Consider the following 13,877-nt stretch of genomic DNA (forward strand, 5'->3'; position numbering starts at 1 on the left):
GCCGCGTCGCAAGGAATGGCATCAGCACGACTCGGTGCTGCTGTGAGCCGGTCGGGCGACACCCGCTGAAGCGACCCTTCCTGCGCGGGCGGTGGGGGACACCGGCCATCCGCACCGCGGAGAGGGTTCGCGGTCCGGCTCACTGATCCGCCAGCGGCGGCGCTTCCTGCGGAAGCGGGCCCCGCTGGAAAGTCCTGCCGCCGCGTCGGGGGAGGGTGTTCGGCTCGGTGTGCTCGCCGAGGGTCACACAGGCGAGGTGCAGCTCCGCCCGGGTGGCCGGTGAGGTCAGGTCGGCGGCGAGGCGCTCGGTGATCTCCTCCAGCCAGCGGTTCAAGGTGGTGCGGTGAAGCCCGAGGGCGTCGGCCGCGGGGGCCGTGTGGCCGAGGTGCTGCAGCCAGACGTGGAGGGCGATCCGCAGGGACGGGGCGTCCAGGGGGCGAGGAGAGTGGTGGCCCATCGGTGAGCCGTCGGTGCGTCGGCCAGGGAGACGGGGAGCGGTGCCCGACTGGTGGGAGGCGGGTTCGCCGCGTCCGGGGTGGGGGTTTTGAGGGCGAGGAGGAGCTGGGCCTGGGTGGTGGCGGAGTCCAGGGGGGTGTGGAGGAGCTGGGCGGCAGTGCGCAGGCGGGTGCGGACGGTGGCGCGGGAGATGCCGAGGATCTGCGCGGTGGTGCCGATGGAGGCGCTGCGGAGCCAGATGTTCAGCAGGCGGCGGGCGGCCGTGTCGAGGGGGTGGAGCAGGGTGTGGGCCCAGGCGGTGAGCCGGTCGGGTGGGATGAGGCGCAGCAGGCTGCGGGTGCCGAGGCCGGTGACGGGGGCGAGGCGGTGGCCGGCGGTGGCGGCGGCTTGTGCTTGTTCGGCTTCGGTCCAGGCGGTGGCGATCATGTCGAGGGGGCAGGGGTCGGCGACGCCGCCGAGGAGCTGGTGGCGCTCGGCCGCGCGGGCGATGAGGCGCAGGACGCGGCCGTCATCGGCGGCCGGGTGGAGGGCGATGACGGTGAGCTCGCCGTCGAGGAGGGTGAGCAGGGTGTGTTCGCCGTGGTCCGGTGCGGTGGGCTGGAGAGCGCGGCGCAGGGCGTGGTGGGCGCGCTGGGGGTCGGGGCCGGTGAGGCGGTAGACGGTGGCGGTGGGGGCGAGGGTGCCGAGGATGTCGTGGGCGAGGGTGGTTTCGCCTCGTAGGAGGAGGCGGATGGCGGCGGTGTGGAGGCGGATGTCGGCGGGTCTGAGGTCCAGGGTGCGGCGGGCGCGGACGGCGAGGAGGCCGGCGGTGGTGGAGGCAACGAGGTCGGCGCGGCGGGCGGAGGTGTCGGGTCCGGGGCACAGGACCAGGGCGGCTCCAGCGGCCGGACGGACTGTGACGGCGGTGTCGGCGGTGGACGGCTCGGCGGCCGCGTGAATCCCTTCCTCGGCAGCTTCGGGCGGGGCGCTGTAGATCGCGCCGGCGATCGGGTCGACCAGAACGGCCCAGCCGTTCGTGGTGTGGGCGGCTTCGGTGATGAGCTGGGCGCCGGCGCGGGCGGCGGCGATGAGCCGCCGGATCACCACAGCGTCGCTGTCCATAAGGAACAGGTTCGAGCAGGTGACGCTGCGGCGCATCCGCAAGGAGAGCGGTCGTTATCTGGGGTGCTCAGGAGCCATAAGGCACGTCAGGCAAGTGGACTCGATTGGTCCGTGCCTTACAGATATCCGAGGGTTCGTCAGGCACGTACGACACCGCTGGCGCCAACTTTTCGGTTGAAAAGGTTGGACCGTCAGTCCGAAGTCTGGCGTGCGGCTCGGACGGTATCGGCCAGCGCGGTACGACGCTGCTGGTCCTCGCGGATGATCCGGCCAATCTGGACATCAGTGACGCCCAGAACCCGTCCGGCGTGGGTCTTGCCCCCGTGCTCGGTGCCCGCGAGTTCGGCGACCAGCTGGGCGTAGGCGCGCTGCTGGAGGGTGCCTTCTCGTGCGATCTGGCGCCGCCGCCACTTGATCGTCACGGCGGCCTCCGCCGGTTCGACCGGCAGGGCCAGCAGGAGAACGGCCGCGTACTCGTCGAGCGCTTCCTGGTCGCGGTCGAGGTCGGCGTGGCGATCGACGTACTCGGTGAGGTCGTCCTGCCGGTCCTGGATCAGGTCGACCACGGCGCTCAGCTGCGCGGCGGCGTCGGAGGGGGACAGCTGCTGGACCGTCCAGCCCTCACCGTCCAGGGGGCTGTTGTCGTAGGCCCACCAGATGGTCCGGGTCTGCGGGTCGAGCACCAGGTGGTGGAGCTCGGCGTCGAGCAAGGCCGTCAACTCGGTGAGGTCGTAGGCCGCGGTGCTGGTGTTCTCCGCGAGGTGAGTACGGGCGGCGTCCCAGTCGTCGACGACGGTCTCGGCCAGGGGCTGAACGGCGCTCATGGCGCTCTCCTTGGTAGCAGCGGGCAGTACCTTCGCAAGATTCAACGCCCCCCGTCGGAAATGTCGACGGGGGGCGTTGGAAATGCCTTCGGAGTCAACGTGCCTTACTTGGCTTGCTGCCGATCGAGGCTCTGGCCAGCGCGAACTGCACTGGTCCACGACAAAGTCGACACCGGAGCGGACCGAGGTGCAGCACACGAATTCCGTGTCTTGACGCGAGGTCGGCAGTGGGTCCGGGAGGAGGGGTTTCAGGGGATGCGGGCGACGGCTCCCCAGCCGGCGCGGATGGTGGTGGTGCCCGTGGTGGCGTCCGGCCGCCAGTTCGGCCAGGACACCAGTCCCGGCTCCACCAGCTCCAGGCCCTGGAAGAAGCGGGCGATCTGCTCGGGCGTGCGGAGGATGTAGGGGATGGCGCCGGTCGCGTTGTAGGCGTCCTGGGCCGCCCGGTGCTCGGGGCCGTCGGCGTCGCAGTGGCTGAGGGCGAGGTAGCTGCCGGAGGGCAGCCGCCGCACGATCCGGTCGATCAGGTCCAGTGCCTCGTCGAAGTCTTCGATGTGCCCGAGGACATCCGCGCAGACCAGAGCGACGGGCCGGGACAGGTCCAGGGTGTCCGCCGCACCGGCGAGGACCCGCTCGGTATCGCGCATGTCGGCTTCGACGTAGGCGGTGGCCCCTTCGGGCGTACTGGTCAGCAGCGCGCCGACGTGGAGAAGGACCTGCGGGTCGTGGTCGACATAGACGACCCGGGCGTCCGGGGCGATCCGCTGGGCCACCTCATGGGTGTTGTTGACCGTCGGCAGCCCGGAGCCCAGGTCGAGGAACTGGCGGATCCCGGCCTCGGCGGCGAGGTAGGTGATCATCCGGCGCAGGAACGCCCGCGACTCCTGCGCCCACTGGCGGGCCTGCGGGAGCGCGGCTTCGTAGGCGAGGCCGGCCGCCTGATCGGCCGGGTAGTGGTCCTTCCCGCCGAGCCAGTAGTTCCACACACGGGCGGAGTGGGCCACGGAGGTGTCGATACGCGGCCGCTGGCCGGGCTGGTCGTCGGTCATCACAGATTCCTCTCACAAGGTGGGGAGCGGATTTTCCGGGCCGGGGGCGGCGGCGCATGCCTGGTCGAGCAGCATGCGGTAGGCGGTCACGGTGGTGGTGTCGTCGCGGATTTTGGGCGGGCCGACGGGACTGTCCCGGACCACATGGTCGGGGATCTCCTCGACATCGACCCGGTACAGGGCCAGCGCGGGCGCGCCGGTGAGCGGATGCGCCGGCCCGGCGAGCGGCGAGACCTGAACGGTGCGCAGCCCGCGCGGCGGCCTGGCCGCCGCGCGCAGGGCCTCGATCTGCTCGGCCATCACCGCCGGGGTGCCGACACGGGTGTGCAGCGCGGCCTCCGGCATCAGCGCCCAGATCCGTGCCTTGCGGGCCGTGATGCGGGCCTGTCGCTCCGCGAGGAACTCGGCGCGCCGGATCCGGACCCGATCCGGGACCCCAGGGCTGCGCAGCCGGTCGACCGCCTGCGCATACGCAGGCGTACGCAGCAGTTCGGGCACGAGGGCGGGGTCCCAGACCCGGATCAGGCTGGACGCAGTCTCCACACTCATCATCTGCTGCTGCCACTCGTCCATGACGTCGCGCCAGGGATGCCACCAGCCCGGCGCGTTCGCCTCCGCGAGCTGGGCCACGACCTCGGCGATCTCCGCCTCCCCCGCGCCGTAGAACCGCAGCAGCGTGCCGACCTGCCCGGCGTCCAGCGACGTCTCCGCCCCCTCGATCCGCCGCACCGTCGCCGGGTGCGCCCCGAGCTCCGCCGCGGCCTGAGCGTGAGACACACCGGCGCCCTCACGCCGCCACTTGAGGCGGGTGGCGAGCACCGCGTGCAGTACGCCCGGCCCCGATCTCGGCCTCGGCATCCCGGCCTCCTCCCGGCCCGTCCGTCCGACACTGTGGACGGTTCGCCCATGCTGTACATCCTGTGCGTTGCACCTGTCGTGCGGTGCGTCACAGTTGAGTGTGTCCGCAAATCCGGCACGGCACCACGCCGCGCCCTCGGCCCACCGGGGCCGTCACGACCGGACCATCACCGCACCCGACCCGTGGAGACACCCGTATGACCGGCCCCACCGTGTCCCGGCCCGCCGGAATCCGGCACACCTGCATCCATCTCGACCGCTGCGCCCGCGCGTGCGGCGAGGCCCGCCGGTGGGCCAGGGAGACCCTGCGTGACTGGCCGCCGCCCGACGGCTGCCGCGAGGGGCGGGTGGACGAGGACATCGTCCTGGTCGTCTCCGAGCTGGTCACCAACGCAGTCACGCACGCCGTCGGCCCGATCCGGGCGGACCTGCACCGGCACCTGGACGGCTCCATCCGGATAGCCGTCGCCGACGGAGGCCCCGCCCCCTCCGCACCCCGCCCCCCGGAAGGCCCTCTCATCGAGCACGGCCGCGGCCTGGCCATCGTCGCCGCTCTCGCCGCCCGTCACGGCCGCGACACCACCCCCGCCCGGCCCTTCCGCGCCAGATCCTGGGCCGTCCTGACCCCCACCCATTGACATCCACACCCCGCAAGGAGCACCCCCGGATGACTCACGACGCCCTTCCCCTCCCCCACCAGCGCCGGCACAGCGCACCGGATGTTGGCCCGGTGCTGACCGAAGTGACCGTCACCCAGACCCTGCGGCTCGCCGTGGCCGACGCGGACCTGCTGGCCCGAGCCGGCCGGCACACGGCCGCCCAGGATCCCGACACCGCCCGCACCCAGGGCTGGCACCCCGGCCAACACCTCGCCCCGGCCACAGCACTGCGCCTCCTCCTCGCCGACCGGGACCCCTCCGACCTCGCCGACAACGCTCCCGAGTGCGGCCTGTGTCTCACCAGCAGCGTCACCCTCGCCGCTACTCCCGAGGGCGCCACACTCTATGAAGAGACGTCGTAATCGTGCGGCCGTATGCGGAACGGCGACGAGCGGCCATCGGACGGAGCACTCCGGATCAACCGGCTTGAAGGAGACTTCCCGTGACAGGCCGGGTCACGGTCTGCGTCCGGACGGCCAGCGGCACGCTCCGCCCGACAGCGCCAGGCGGCCCACGGACGACTCCACCGCTCCCCCACTCCCCTCCCGAATCAGAGTCGTTCGAGGCCACCGTGCTCCGCGAGGAACTGGTCACAGCCCTGGATGCCGCAGGTTGTGAGCACTACGTCAACAACACTCTCACGTTCGGCCAGCAGTCCAGCATCCTCACCCGGCCCTCTGACGTCTGCGCGGTCTTCAGTCTCCCGGGCCGGGACAACCACGTTCCCCACCGAGACCGCCACTACCTCGGCGTGATGGGCAAGCACACGGCTTGACATCGCTGATTCCACAGAATGATGCGGTTCACGGCGCCCTCAATGCTGCCGGAACGCTCGGGACTGAGCGGGGGCAGAGCTCCCATGAGGGGTGGTCCTCTCGTCGCACGAAACAGAACGCGCCCATCTTGTCCCCGGTGCCAGCGCTTTGACCTGCGGCTTTCATGCGGGGGCCCGGAGGTTTCGCCGTGTTCCTTGGACGGGGTCTTCAGGACGCTGTCGCGGCAGTCGCCGGTCTGCGAGCGCGAGCAGGTCTCTTGCTGGGCTCGCCGCCTGCCCGGAACGCCCTGCGAGGGCCGCGACCTTCGGCGAGCTGCTGTCGCGGCTGACTGATGTAGGCCCCGGGGACGAAGGCCCCCTTCGGGCCATGGGGCGGTGCGGACCCAGAGGCGGACGTGGGGGGCCCGGCGGCGGCATCGGCCGGACGTCGTCGCGCCGCCGGGCGCGTCCAGTCTCGCCTACGCCTCGGGGGTGACCTCGCCGAGGGCGCCTTCGGCGGCTCTCCGCATCGCGGCCAGGGGCGCCGGGGTGCGGCCGGTTTGCAGTTCGACCTGCCGGGCGGCCTGATGCACGAGCATCGGCAGGCCGCCGATGACGGTGCTGCCCGCGCGGCGGGCGGCCTGGGCGAGCGGGGTGGGCCAGGGCCGGTACACGACGTCGAACAGCGTGTTCCCCGCTGACGGCCACTGTGGGGCGAGCGGGTCGGCGGCGCCGGGCGGGAGGGCGGAGACGACGATGTCCGCCTGAAGGTGCCGAGCGGCCTGGTCCCAGGGCTGGATGCGCAGGGCGGTCCCGATGCGCTCGGCCGCGTGCGCCAGCTCGTCGGTGCGGGCGGGGGTACGGGCGATGGCGGTCGCCTCGCGGCAGCCGAGGGCGTTCAGGACGGCGAGGGCGGTGGCGGCGGTCGCGCCCGCGCCGAGCACGCACGCCGATTCCACGCGGTTGATCCCGGCGTCGCGGAGGGCCTGGAGCATGCCGTCGACGTCGGTGTTCTCGCCCAGGAGTCGGCCGCCGCGCACAGTGACGGTGTTGGCGGTGCCGGTGGCCTTCACCGTCTGCGAGACCGCGTCGAGCAGGGGGACGGCGGCGCGCTTGAGCGGCATGGTCAGCGACAGCCCCGCCCAGGTGTCGTCCAGGGAGGCGAGGAAGGAGGCGAGCCGGTCGGGGGTGCAGTCGATGGCGCGGTAGCTCCAGTCCAGGCCGAGTGCCTGGTAGGCGGCGCGGTGCAGCACCGGGGACAGGGCCTGGCTGATCGGGGAGCCGAGCACGGCGAGCTGCTTCATCACGCTCCTATGCGGGGAGTTCGTCGTCGGCGAAGGCGCCGCCCATGAAGCGGTCCGTGAGCGGCCCGGCATCGGGGTGGTAGCCGGCCTCGTCGGCGGGCTGGTAGCCGAGGGCGTCCCAGCCGGTGCGTGGCCACCAGGACTCGCGGTTTGCGGAGGTGCCGTACACGGTGAGGAACGAGCAGGTCAGAGGCCGGGTGGCGGCGGCGTAGAAGAGGGCGGTGGCGTCGCGGGGGCTGAGCCAGGTAGCCCGGTGGCGGGGCTCGGTGGGGCGGTCGCGGTAGCTGCCGATGCGGACGGCGACGACCTGCATGCTGGTCTTGTGGGCGTAGAGGTGGCCCAAGGCTTCGATGGTGACCTTGGAGACCGCGTAGAAGCTGTCGGGGGCCTGCGGCGCGGTCGGGGAGTCGACGGGATTGAGGCCGGTGACGTGGTGGCTGCTGGCCAGTACGACGCGCGGCACGTGCTGACGGCGGGCGGCCTCCAGGACGTGGTGGGTACCGGTGATGTTGTGCTCCACCATGCCGGCGAACGGCCCCTCGTGGGTGAAGCCCGCGAGGTGCACGACGGCGGATGTCCCGGCGGTGGCCTTCTCGATCGGGTCCAGGTTGCGCAGGTCGGCCTGTAAGAACTCGGCGCCCGCGGGCGGGGGGCTGGTGGGCGGGTGCTGGTCGAGCAGGCGGAGCGGGACACCGCGGGCGGCCAGGTCGGAAGCGAGCCGGGTGCCGATGGTCCCGGCGGCACCCGTGATCAGCAGCGTCACGGCCGGTGGTGGAGCATCGCCGACACTCCCGCGTCGCTGGATTCGTACGCCACACCCCGCAGGACAGCCACGGGGGCGCCGCGGCCTCGCTGGCCCAAGATCAGCCCGGCGGCCGCGGCTACCAGGTCGGTCAGCGTCTCCTCTTGGCGCTTGACCCGGCCATCGGGCTCGGCGTGCTCCGACGTGCGCAAGGGCGCGATGCCGGCGGCACCGATCGAGATCACCGTGGCACCGCGGCGGTCGGCCCGGCCATCGGAGTCGGCGATCACCACGGCTACGGGGGCGCCGGTTGCCTTGGTGAGAGCGTCGCGCAGACCGCGGGCGGAGGCATCCGGATCGCTGGGCAGCAGCCATGCGCCGTCCGGGCCGTCCCGGTCAACTCCCGCTGACGTGAGTTCGAAACCCAGTCGGTGGCGGGCGATGATGGGGCCTCGATCTCCCGCCACAAAGTGTGTGACCGACTCATTCAGGACAAGTTGGATCACCTCGGCCGGCTTACCAGTCCGAGCCGACAGGTCCAGGGCCTCCGCGCTGGGCGTGACGGTGGCCAGGTCCACCCGGCGGTTCTCCGAGATCGAGACCGCCTTACTCGCGACGACGATCACGTCCCCGTCATGCAGGGCGACGTCCTGGGCCTGCATGACCGTGGTGATGGCCTCGACCAGGTCGTCGCCCGGCTTGATCGTGGGGAAGGGCTCCAGCGCGAACGCTGTGAACGAGGAAGTGATCATCGAAGGCTCCGTGCGCACGAGGGATTGATCAGGGTCGGCGTGGTCATCGTCGAGGCTCAACAGGCCGCCCACCAGCGCAAGCTACCTCCGCCGAGGTGCCACTCAGTCGTAGTTCAGAGAAGAGCTGGTAGCCGAGGGTGTGCCGGGCGATGATGGGGCCCTTGTCGGTGGCCAGGAAGTGCTCGCTGGAGGAGTCCAGGATCAGTTGCACGATCTCGGCGGGCTTGCCCGTCCTGGCGGACAGCTCCAGAGCCTCGGGGCCGGGGGTGACGCTGGCGAGGTCGACGTACCGCTTCTCCGCGATGGAGACGGCCTTGCTGGCGACCACGACGATGTCCCCGTCGCGCAGTCCGGTGTCGGTGCGGCTGAGGACGTCGGTGATGGTGCCCGCCAGGTCGTCGCCCGGCTGGAGCTCGGGGAAGGGCTCCAGGGCGAACGCGGAGAATCCGGAGGTCGGGGCGGCGGTCATCGGCAGGGCTCCTGCGGGGTGAGGACGGCTGTGTGCAGGCGGGCGTGTGCGGCGGCGAGTGTCTCGGCCCGCTGCCGGGTGGTGGCGCGTTGCCCGCTGGTGAGCCAGTCGGTCACGCACCGGAGGTAGCGCGGCCACAGCCGGCGGGCCGCGTCGGGCGCCGGTGTACCGGAGTTGACGGCGTGCCAGGCGTCCGCGGCGGGCTCCGGCCACGGGTGTTCATCGTATCCGCCGGGGTGTGGGCCAAAGCTGTCCAGTGTGGTGAGCATGGCCGAAAGACGGGCGGGCTCCACGGTACGGTCGGCGACTCGGTAGAGCGCCGTCGCGCCGTCCGGCAGGCCTGGAGGCGGGGCCCATGTGGCGGTCAGGTGCAGCAGGACGGGGACGGCCTGGTGGTAGATGGCCGGGAGGTGGGGGAAGGACCCGGCGTGCTGTTTGGACCGGTCGAACCGCACGGAGGCGATCGGCCCGGCGGTGGTCGCGGTCAGCAGCAGGAACGCGTCGATGCCGTACCCTGCCACGCACGCCGCCACCTCCGCTGGCAGGGCCTGAGCAGCACGGAGGGCTGCGTCCAGGGCGGCGCGGGAGAGGACGAGGTCCCCGGCGAGGGGCTGGGGCACGTCGTGGCCGGTGGTGGCGGCGATCAGCGGCCGGGCGAGATGGTTGGTGAGGTTGGCCTCGTCCCAGTGCCGCGGGTAGTCAGCGATCGCCACGGCGGCCCCGGCCCGTACGCGCTCCAGCAGGGCGGCGTAGACGGCGGGGTCGGGGCCCCGGGTGTCGGTGTCCGCGATCAGCACCGCATCGGCTCCGGCGGTCACCGGGTCGTGGGCGGCGGCCAGGATCTGGGCGCCCTTCCCCCGCACCAGGCCGGTCAGCGGCACCTTGACCGCCCGGGTGCCGGTGGTGGCGAAGCGCTCGGAGGTGGCCGGGGTGTCGGAGGAGTCGGCGTGCACGATGACCAACCCGCGCTCGGCGAGCGCGGCGTCGACGGCTGTGGTGACGGCGGCGATGGTGGCCGGCTCGTTGCGGCTGGGCAGGATCGCGGCGACCTTCATCCGGCCTCCTCCTTGGTCAGCAGATCGGCGGCCGTGGCGGGGCCGGGGGCGTGCAGGTAGTCGAACCGGCCGCCGGCGAGCCGGGTGATGAGGTGGCTGCGCCAGCGGGCCAGGGCGGGGGTATCCAGCGGCCACACCGGCCCGTACGGCATCCCGGTCACGCAGGTGAGGGGGGTGGGCAGGCCGGAGATGTAGCGGCCCAGCAGCTCGTGCAGGCGCAGCCGCTCGTTCACCGACAGCGGCGCCGCGGGCGTCAGCGACGCAGTGTCCAGCGCCCGGTGGACAGCGACGCGTACGACCCGGGCCAGCGGGACCGGCCCGGCGGCGAACGGTTTCAGGGCGTGCTGGGGCTTCGGCGCGAGCGGCCGGACCGGGTCGCGGACGGCGGCGGAGGGCTTGCCCGGCCACACCGCCACCGTGCCGTCATCGCTCTCGCCGAGGACGACCAGGTCGTCTCCGGCATGGGTCCAGCCCCGTGTCGCGAGGACGAGCGCGGTGGACGTCTTGCCCGCCCCCTTCGCGCCGAGCAGCAGCACCGCCCGCCCGTCGGGAGCTATCAGCGCGGTGGCGTGCACCGTGACTTTGCGCTGGTGCTGGCGGGCGCGTTCGAGCGCGGTGTAGGTGACGTACGCGAGCGTGTCCGAGGCGGCCGTCTCGACCGGCAACCACAGGCGCACGGTGCCGGCCGCGACGGTGACGGCCGCGGCCCCCGTGGTGACCTCGACGTCCGCCGCTTCCGCGGCGGGGCCTGCCGTCAGGGTCCAGCCACCGGGCAGGGCGCGGGCGGCGGCCCGCGCGGCCCTGGTGTCCAGCTGCTCGGGCAGGGCGAGGCAGGCGGAGACGTGGCCGGTGACGAGCCGGTGCACGTTCATCCCGCCGCCCGCTCCAGGCCGACCAGCAGCTCCTCGACCGGTGCGACGGTGGGGAGGTACCTGCCGGACAGCAGGTCCTCCATCCAGTCCGTGCGGGACAGGGTGGCCCGCACCAGCTCCTCCGCCGCCCCGGACGGCGCTTGGTGGACCGTGGTGATCTCGACCTGGGCGGGCTCGTCGTACGGGGCGCCGTTGCGCCACAGCAGGGCGATGCGGCACGGACCGAACTCGGCGGCCACCGCGCGGGCGGCCTCATCGGCGAGCCAGCCGCCGACCTTGCCGACGTGGTAGGCCGGGTTCTTCCCGAATGTCGCCTCGTTGCCGGCCAGGTGGGCTCCGCTGATCACGCCGGTGCGGGCGTTGCCCCGGCCCACGAGGCCGTCCTCGCCGTAGTCGACGGCCGACCCCGACAGCGTGAAGTACTGGCCGGACAGGGGGCCGGTGCGGGAGTTGCGGGTGTTGCACACCACCGTCACCCGGCCGGGCAGCCGCTGGGCAAGCAGCTCGGTCAGTTCGCCGGCGGCGGCGGTGACGGCGTCGTCGAACTGAGCGGAGCTGGTCAGGTGCCCGGCCAGGGCGGGCACGCACACGGTCACCCTCCAGGCCCGGCCGTCGCGGACAGCGAGGGCCTTGATGTCGCTGCCCGCCCAGGGCAGACGGCGGAACCACGCCTCGGCCAGCAGCACCACGGTCTCCGTGGCCGTGCGCGGGGCCGAGCCGACAAGGTAGGCGGTGTCGTTGGAGAACGCACCGCGCCTCTCGGGCAGATCCTCCAGGGAGCGGGGGGCGAACCAGCGGGGGAACTTCGAGGAGTCGGTCGTCTCGTGCCGGATCTCCAGCTTCACCCGGTCGAAGCCCGGCAGGGCGGTACCCAGGTGGTCGACGGCCGCCTGCTCCAGGATCTCCCGCACCGTCAGCTCCCGGCCGGCGAAGCTGGTGGAGATCCGGCCGCCGAAGACGACCCGCAGCGGCCGGTCGTAGACGCCGTCGGTGTCGGTGAACGCGGCCCGGCCGCCGAGGACGGCGACCTTGTCCAGGTTGTGGTGCAGCACCGCCCCCGCCACGTCCAGGCAGTGCCGGCTGTAGCGGATGGAGGCGAGTTCGGCGATGCCGTCGGCGAGGGTGTCGGGGTGGCCGATGCCCTTGCGTTCGACGACCTCGACGGGAAGTTCATGCGGCAGCGGCGTGCGCAGCGCGGACGACGCGGGCGTCGCGGTAGACACGGTCGATCACCTCCAGCGGGCGCCGCAGCGCCGTCAGCGGGAACAGGCAGGGGTGGGCCGGTCGGCCCTCGGCGGCGTCGAGGACGGCGGCGTACATCGCGCGCCGAAGCTCCTCGTGCGTGGGGGCGGCGGCGATCTCGCCGAGTCCGGCTTCGAGGTTGCGGCCGCGCACGTCAAGGCGGCGGCCGTCGGCGAGGTGGAGGACGAGTTCGTGGGCCGGCGGCCCGTCGTGGTCGACGCGGGCGTCGACCTGCACCGTGGCTCCGCCGGACAGGGTGATGGCGGCGGCGACGTGGTCCTCGGTCTCGGCCAGGCCCCGGCAGTGGGTCACCGCCGCGTCGATCACTTCGACGTCACCGGGCACGAACCGCAGCGCGAGGGCCAGGCCGTGGATGGCCTGCTGGTGCAGCACCCCGCCGGCAGCGGCATAGGTACGCCGCCAGCCGCGGAAGTAGCCGGGATCGCGCCGCACGGCCAGCCTCACCTCGGCCCGGACGACGGCCGGACGCTCGGCGAGCAGAGCGTCGAGGCCGGGGGCGAAGTGGGGCTGGAACGCGACGAAGACCCGGCCGTCGCCCGGCCGGGGCGCCAGGGCGGCGGGATCGGTGGTGCCGGGCTTCTCCACGAGCACGGCGGCCCCGGTCTGGGCGGCGTCCCGGGCCGCGGCGAGCGCGGTCCCGGGAGGGGCGGCCACGACCACCAGGTCCGGCGTCACGGCCCTGAGCGCCGCTCGCCAGGACGCGAACAGCGGCACGCCTCTGGGGACATCGGTGCGCGGGGCGGGGTCCGCGACCCCGGCGACCGCCAGGCCGGGCGTGCCGGAGAGGGCGGTCAGGTGCTTGGCTCCGACCTCGCCGGCCCCGACGAGCAGAGCGCGTTTCACGCGACGCCGCCCGGGACGGCCGAGCGCAGGAACGCGGCCCCGGCGGTGAGCGCGTCGGCAGGGGTGTCGCGCACGTGGGTCTCCAGCGCGTACGGGAGCGCCGGGCGGGCCGCGTGCAGCAGCGGCAGCACCTCGCCGTACGGCACCACGCCCTCGCCGGCCGGGCAGAAGGATCGCCCGCCGCCGTCGGCGGGGCGGTAGTCCTTGACGTGTACGTAGCCGACGTACGGGGCCAGGGGGCCGACCACCTCGGGAGTGGCCTGGCCGACCTCGTGGAGGTTCGCCACGTCCAGCCACAGTCCCAGGCCCTGCCCGTGGTACCGGTGAAGGACCTCCAGGAGCGGTTCGGCGTGGGCGACGGTGCACACCGGCTCGTTCTCCAGCAGCAGCCGCACCCCTGCGGTGTTCGCCGCGTCCAGGGCCTTGGCCAGCAGCGGGTCACCGAGCAACTGCTCGGTGAACTCCGGCTCGACCTGCAGGTGGGAGAAGACCCGCACGATCGGAGCACCCAGGGTGCGCGCGGCCTCGATGGCCCGCTCGATCCAGCCCAGCCGGTCTGCGGGCGGGACCTGGGTGGGGAAGCCGAAGGTGTCCACCCTTCCTGGCGTCGCCTCGGGCCGGCACCACTTCCACAGCGGCGAGGCCAGCGCCGCCACCTTCAGGCCGCGCTCGTCGGCCAGGGCGCGGATGTGCCACAGACGGTCGGCGGGCAGGGTCACCGCGTTGGCGCCTTCGGTCGAGCGGACCTCCAGGTGCCCGATGCCCAGCTTCACCGCCAGGTCCATGCCGGTTGCCGGGTCGGGGCCGAGCTCATCAGGATTGAGCACCAGTGTGCTCGCCGGGCGATCGTCCACGGCCGCCTTCTCCTTCTTCCTT

Annotated in this window: 17 protein-coding genes; 2 read left to right on the top strand and 15 right to left on the bottom strand. The window is 72.9% G+C overall.

All coding sequences use genetic code 11. The features are described 5' to 3' along the window. Positions 1-139: 139 nt before the first annotated feature. From ACIQNG_RS33785 to ACIQNG_RS33805, 5 genes are all read right to left on the bottom strand, one after another. The gene (locus ACIQNG_RS33785) at positions 140-433 is read right to left on the bottom strand and encodes a helix-turn-helix domain-containing protein (protein ID WP_401490568.1); all 294 of its coding nucleotides are present in this window, start codon (positions 431-433) and stop codon (positions 140-142) included. Next, positions 331-1,557 (bottom strand): helix-turn-helix domain-containing protein, encoded by a 1,227-nt coding sequence (locus ACIQNG_RS33790; protein ID WP_401490405.1) that lies wholly within the window; start codon positions 1,555-1,557, stop codon positions 331-333. Before ACIQNG_RS33790 ends, ACIQNG_RS33785 begins: the two co-directional genes overlap by 103 nt. 191 nt (positions 1,558-1,748) lie before the next feature. Then, complete coding sequence (locus ACIQNG_RS33795) at positions 1,749-2,381, bottom strand: hypothetical protein (protein WP_401490406.1); 633 nt, start codon at positions 2,379-2,381, stop codon at positions 1,749-1,751. A gap of 248 nt (positions 2,382-2,629) precedes the next feature. Next, a complete protein-coding gene (locus ACIQNG_RS33800; protein ID WP_401490408.1) occupies positions 2,630-3,430 on the bottom strand; it encodes an SAM-dependent methyltransferase in 801 nt (266 codons plus the stop codon). Between the two features lie 12 nt (positions 3,431-3,442). Beyond that, positions 3,443-4,288 (bottom strand): helix-turn-helix domain-containing protein, encoded by an 846-nt coding sequence (locus ACIQNG_RS33805; protein ID WP_401490410.1) that lies wholly within the window; start codon positions 4,286-4,288, stop codon positions 3,443-3,445. Positions 4,289-4,485: 197 nt separating this feature from the next. On the opposite strand from ACIQNG_RS33805, the gene ACIQNG_RS33810 reads away from it, so the two are divergent. Both ACIQNG_RS33810 and ACIQNG_RS33815 read left to right on the top strand, forming a co-directional pair. Further along, entirely contained in the window at positions 4,486-4,926 is a 441-nt protein-coding gene (locus tag ACIQNG_RS33810; protein WP_401490412.1) for an ATP-binding protein, read from the top strand. Between the two features lie 29 nt (positions 4,927-4,955). Further along, entirely contained in the window at positions 4,956-5,309 is a 354-nt protein-coding gene (locus tag ACIQNG_RS33815) for a hypothetical protein (protein WP_401490414.1), read from the top strand. A gap of 188 nt (positions 5,310-5,497) precedes the next feature. Here ACIQNG_RS33815 and ACIQNG_RS33820 read toward each other — a convergent pair whose 3' ends face one another. The 10 genes from ACIQNG_RS33820 to ACIQNG_RS33865 all read right to left on the bottom strand — a co-directional run bounded on the left by ACIQNG_RS33820 (position 5,498) and on the right by ACIQNG_RS33865 (position 13,855). Continuing rightward, positions 5,498-5,725 carry a hypothetical protein gene (locus ACIQNG_RS33820; protein WP_401490415.1) on the bottom strand — a complete coding sequence of 76 codons (228 nt, stop codon included), beginning with the start codon at positions 5,723-5,725 and terminating at the stop codon, positions 5,498-5,500. 455 nt (positions 5,726-6,180) lie between these two features. Beyond that, complete coding sequence (locus ACIQNG_RS33825; protein ID WP_401490417.1) at positions 6,181-7,005, bottom strand: shikimate dehydrogenase; 825 nt, start codon at positions 7,003-7,005, stop codon at positions 6,181-6,183. Positions 7,006-7,012: 7 nt separating this feature from the next. Then, complete coding sequence (locus ACIQNG_RS33830; protein ID WP_401490419.1) at positions 7,013-7,768, bottom strand: NAD-dependent epimerase/dehydratase family protein; 756 nt, start codon at positions 7,766-7,768, stop codon at positions 7,013-7,015. After that, complete coding sequence (locus ACIQNG_RS33835) at positions 7,765-8,571, bottom strand: coenzyme F420-0:L-glutamate ligase (RefSeq protein WP_401490421.1); 807 nt, start codon at positions 8,569-8,571, stop codon at positions 7,765-7,767. The genes ACIQNG_RS33830 and ACIQNG_RS33835 overlap by 4 nt, the downstream gene beginning before the upstream one ends. Then, entirely contained in the window at positions 8,543-8,968 is a 426-nt protein-coding gene (locus ACIQNG_RS33840) for a coenzyme F420-0:L-glutamate ligase (RefSeq protein WP_401490423.1), read from the bottom strand. The genes ACIQNG_RS33835 and ACIQNG_RS33840 overlap by 29 nt, the downstream gene beginning before the upstream one ends. Beyond that, entirely contained in the window at positions 8,965-10,023 is a 1,059-nt protein-coding gene (locus ACIQNG_RS33845) for a hypothetical protein (protein WP_401490425.1), read from the bottom strand. Before ACIQNG_RS33845 ends, ACIQNG_RS33840 begins: the two co-directional genes overlap by 4 nt. Then, complete coding sequence (locus tag ACIQNG_RS33850) at positions 10,020-10,895, bottom strand: hypothetical protein (RefSeq protein WP_401490427.1); 876 nt, start codon at positions 10,893-10,895, stop codon at positions 10,020-10,022. Before ACIQNG_RS33850 ends, ACIQNG_RS33845 begins: the two co-directional genes overlap by 4 nt. Continuing rightward, positions 10,892-12,118: a methionine adenosyltransferase gene (locus ACIQNG_RS33855; protein ID WP_401490429.1), complete on the bottom strand. Its 1,227-nt coding sequence runs from the start codon at positions 12,116-12,118 to the stop codon at positions 10,892-10,894. Before ACIQNG_RS33855 ends, ACIQNG_RS33850 begins: the two co-directional genes overlap by 4 nt. Then, complete coding sequence (locus tag ACIQNG_RS33860) at positions 12,066-13,001, bottom strand: Gfo/Idh/MocA family protein (protein WP_401490430.1); 936 nt, start codon at positions 12,999-13,001, stop codon at positions 12,066-12,068. The genes ACIQNG_RS33855 and ACIQNG_RS33860 overlap by 53 nt, the downstream gene beginning before the upstream one ends. Continuing rightward, the gene (locus tag ACIQNG_RS33865; RefSeq protein WP_401490432.1) at positions 12,998-13,855 is read right to left on the bottom strand and encodes a sugar phosphate isomerase/epimerase family protein; all 858 of its coding nucleotides are present in this window, start codon (positions 13,853-13,855) and stop codon (positions 12,998-13,000) included. The genes ACIQNG_RS33860 and ACIQNG_RS33865 overlap by 4 nt, the downstream gene beginning before the upstream one ends. Positions 13,856-13,877 lie beyond the last annotated feature (22 nt).

It is taken from the genome of Streptomyces sp. NPDC091377 (genome assembly GCF_044757045.1).
GTDB lineage: Bacteria > Actinomycetota > Actinomycetes > Streptomycetales > Streptomycetaceae > Streptomyces.

Bases quoted from the DNA above. Each gene is read 5' to 3' on its own strand.
- ACIQNG_RS33790 (WP_401490405.1), bottom strand. From the start codon at position 1,557: ATGGACAGCGACGCTGTGGTGATCCGGCGGCTCATCGCCGCCGCCCGC.
- ACIQNG_RS33795 (WP_401490406.1), bottom strand. From the start codon at position 2,381: ATGAGCGCCGTTCAGCCCCTGGCCGAGACCGTCGTCGACGACTGGGAC.
- ACIQNG_RS33800 (WP_401490408.1), bottom strand. From the start codon at position 3,430: ATGACCGACGACCAGCCCGGCCAGCGGCCGCGTATCGACACCTCCGTG.
- ACIQNG_RS33805 (WP_401490410.1), bottom strand. From the start codon at position 4,288: ATGCCGAGGCCGAGATCGGGGCCGGGCGTACTGCACGCGGTGCTCGCC.
- ACIQNG_RS33810 (WP_401490412.1), top strand. From the start codon at position 4,486: ATGACCGGCCCCACCGTGTCCCGGCCCGCCGGAATCCGGCACACCTGC.
- ACIQNG_RS33815 (WP_401490414.1), top strand. From the start codon at position 4,956: ATGACTCACGACGCCCTTCCCCTCCCCCACCAGCGCCGGCACAGCGCA.
- ACIQNG_RS33820 (WP_401490415.1), bottom strand. From the start codon at position 5,725: ATGTCAAGCCGTGTGCTTGCCCATCACGCCGAGGTAGTGGCGGTCTCG.
- ACIQNG_RS33825 (WP_401490417.1), bottom strand. From the start codon at position 7,005: ATGAAGCAGCTCGCCGTGCTCGGCTCCCCGATCAGCCAGGCCCTGTCC.
- ACIQNG_RS33840 (WP_401490423.1), bottom strand. From the start codon at position 8,968: ATGACCGCCGCCCCGACCTCCGGATTCTCCGCGTTCGCCCTGGAGCCC.
- ACIQNG_RS33845 (WP_401490425.1), bottom strand. From the start codon at position 10,023: ATGAAGGTCGCCGCGATCCTGCCCAGCCGCAACGAGCCGGCCACCATC.
- ACIQNG_RS33850 (WP_401490427.1), bottom strand. From the start codon at position 10,895: ATGAACGTGCACCGGCTCGTCACCGGCCACGTCTCCGCCTGCCTCGCC.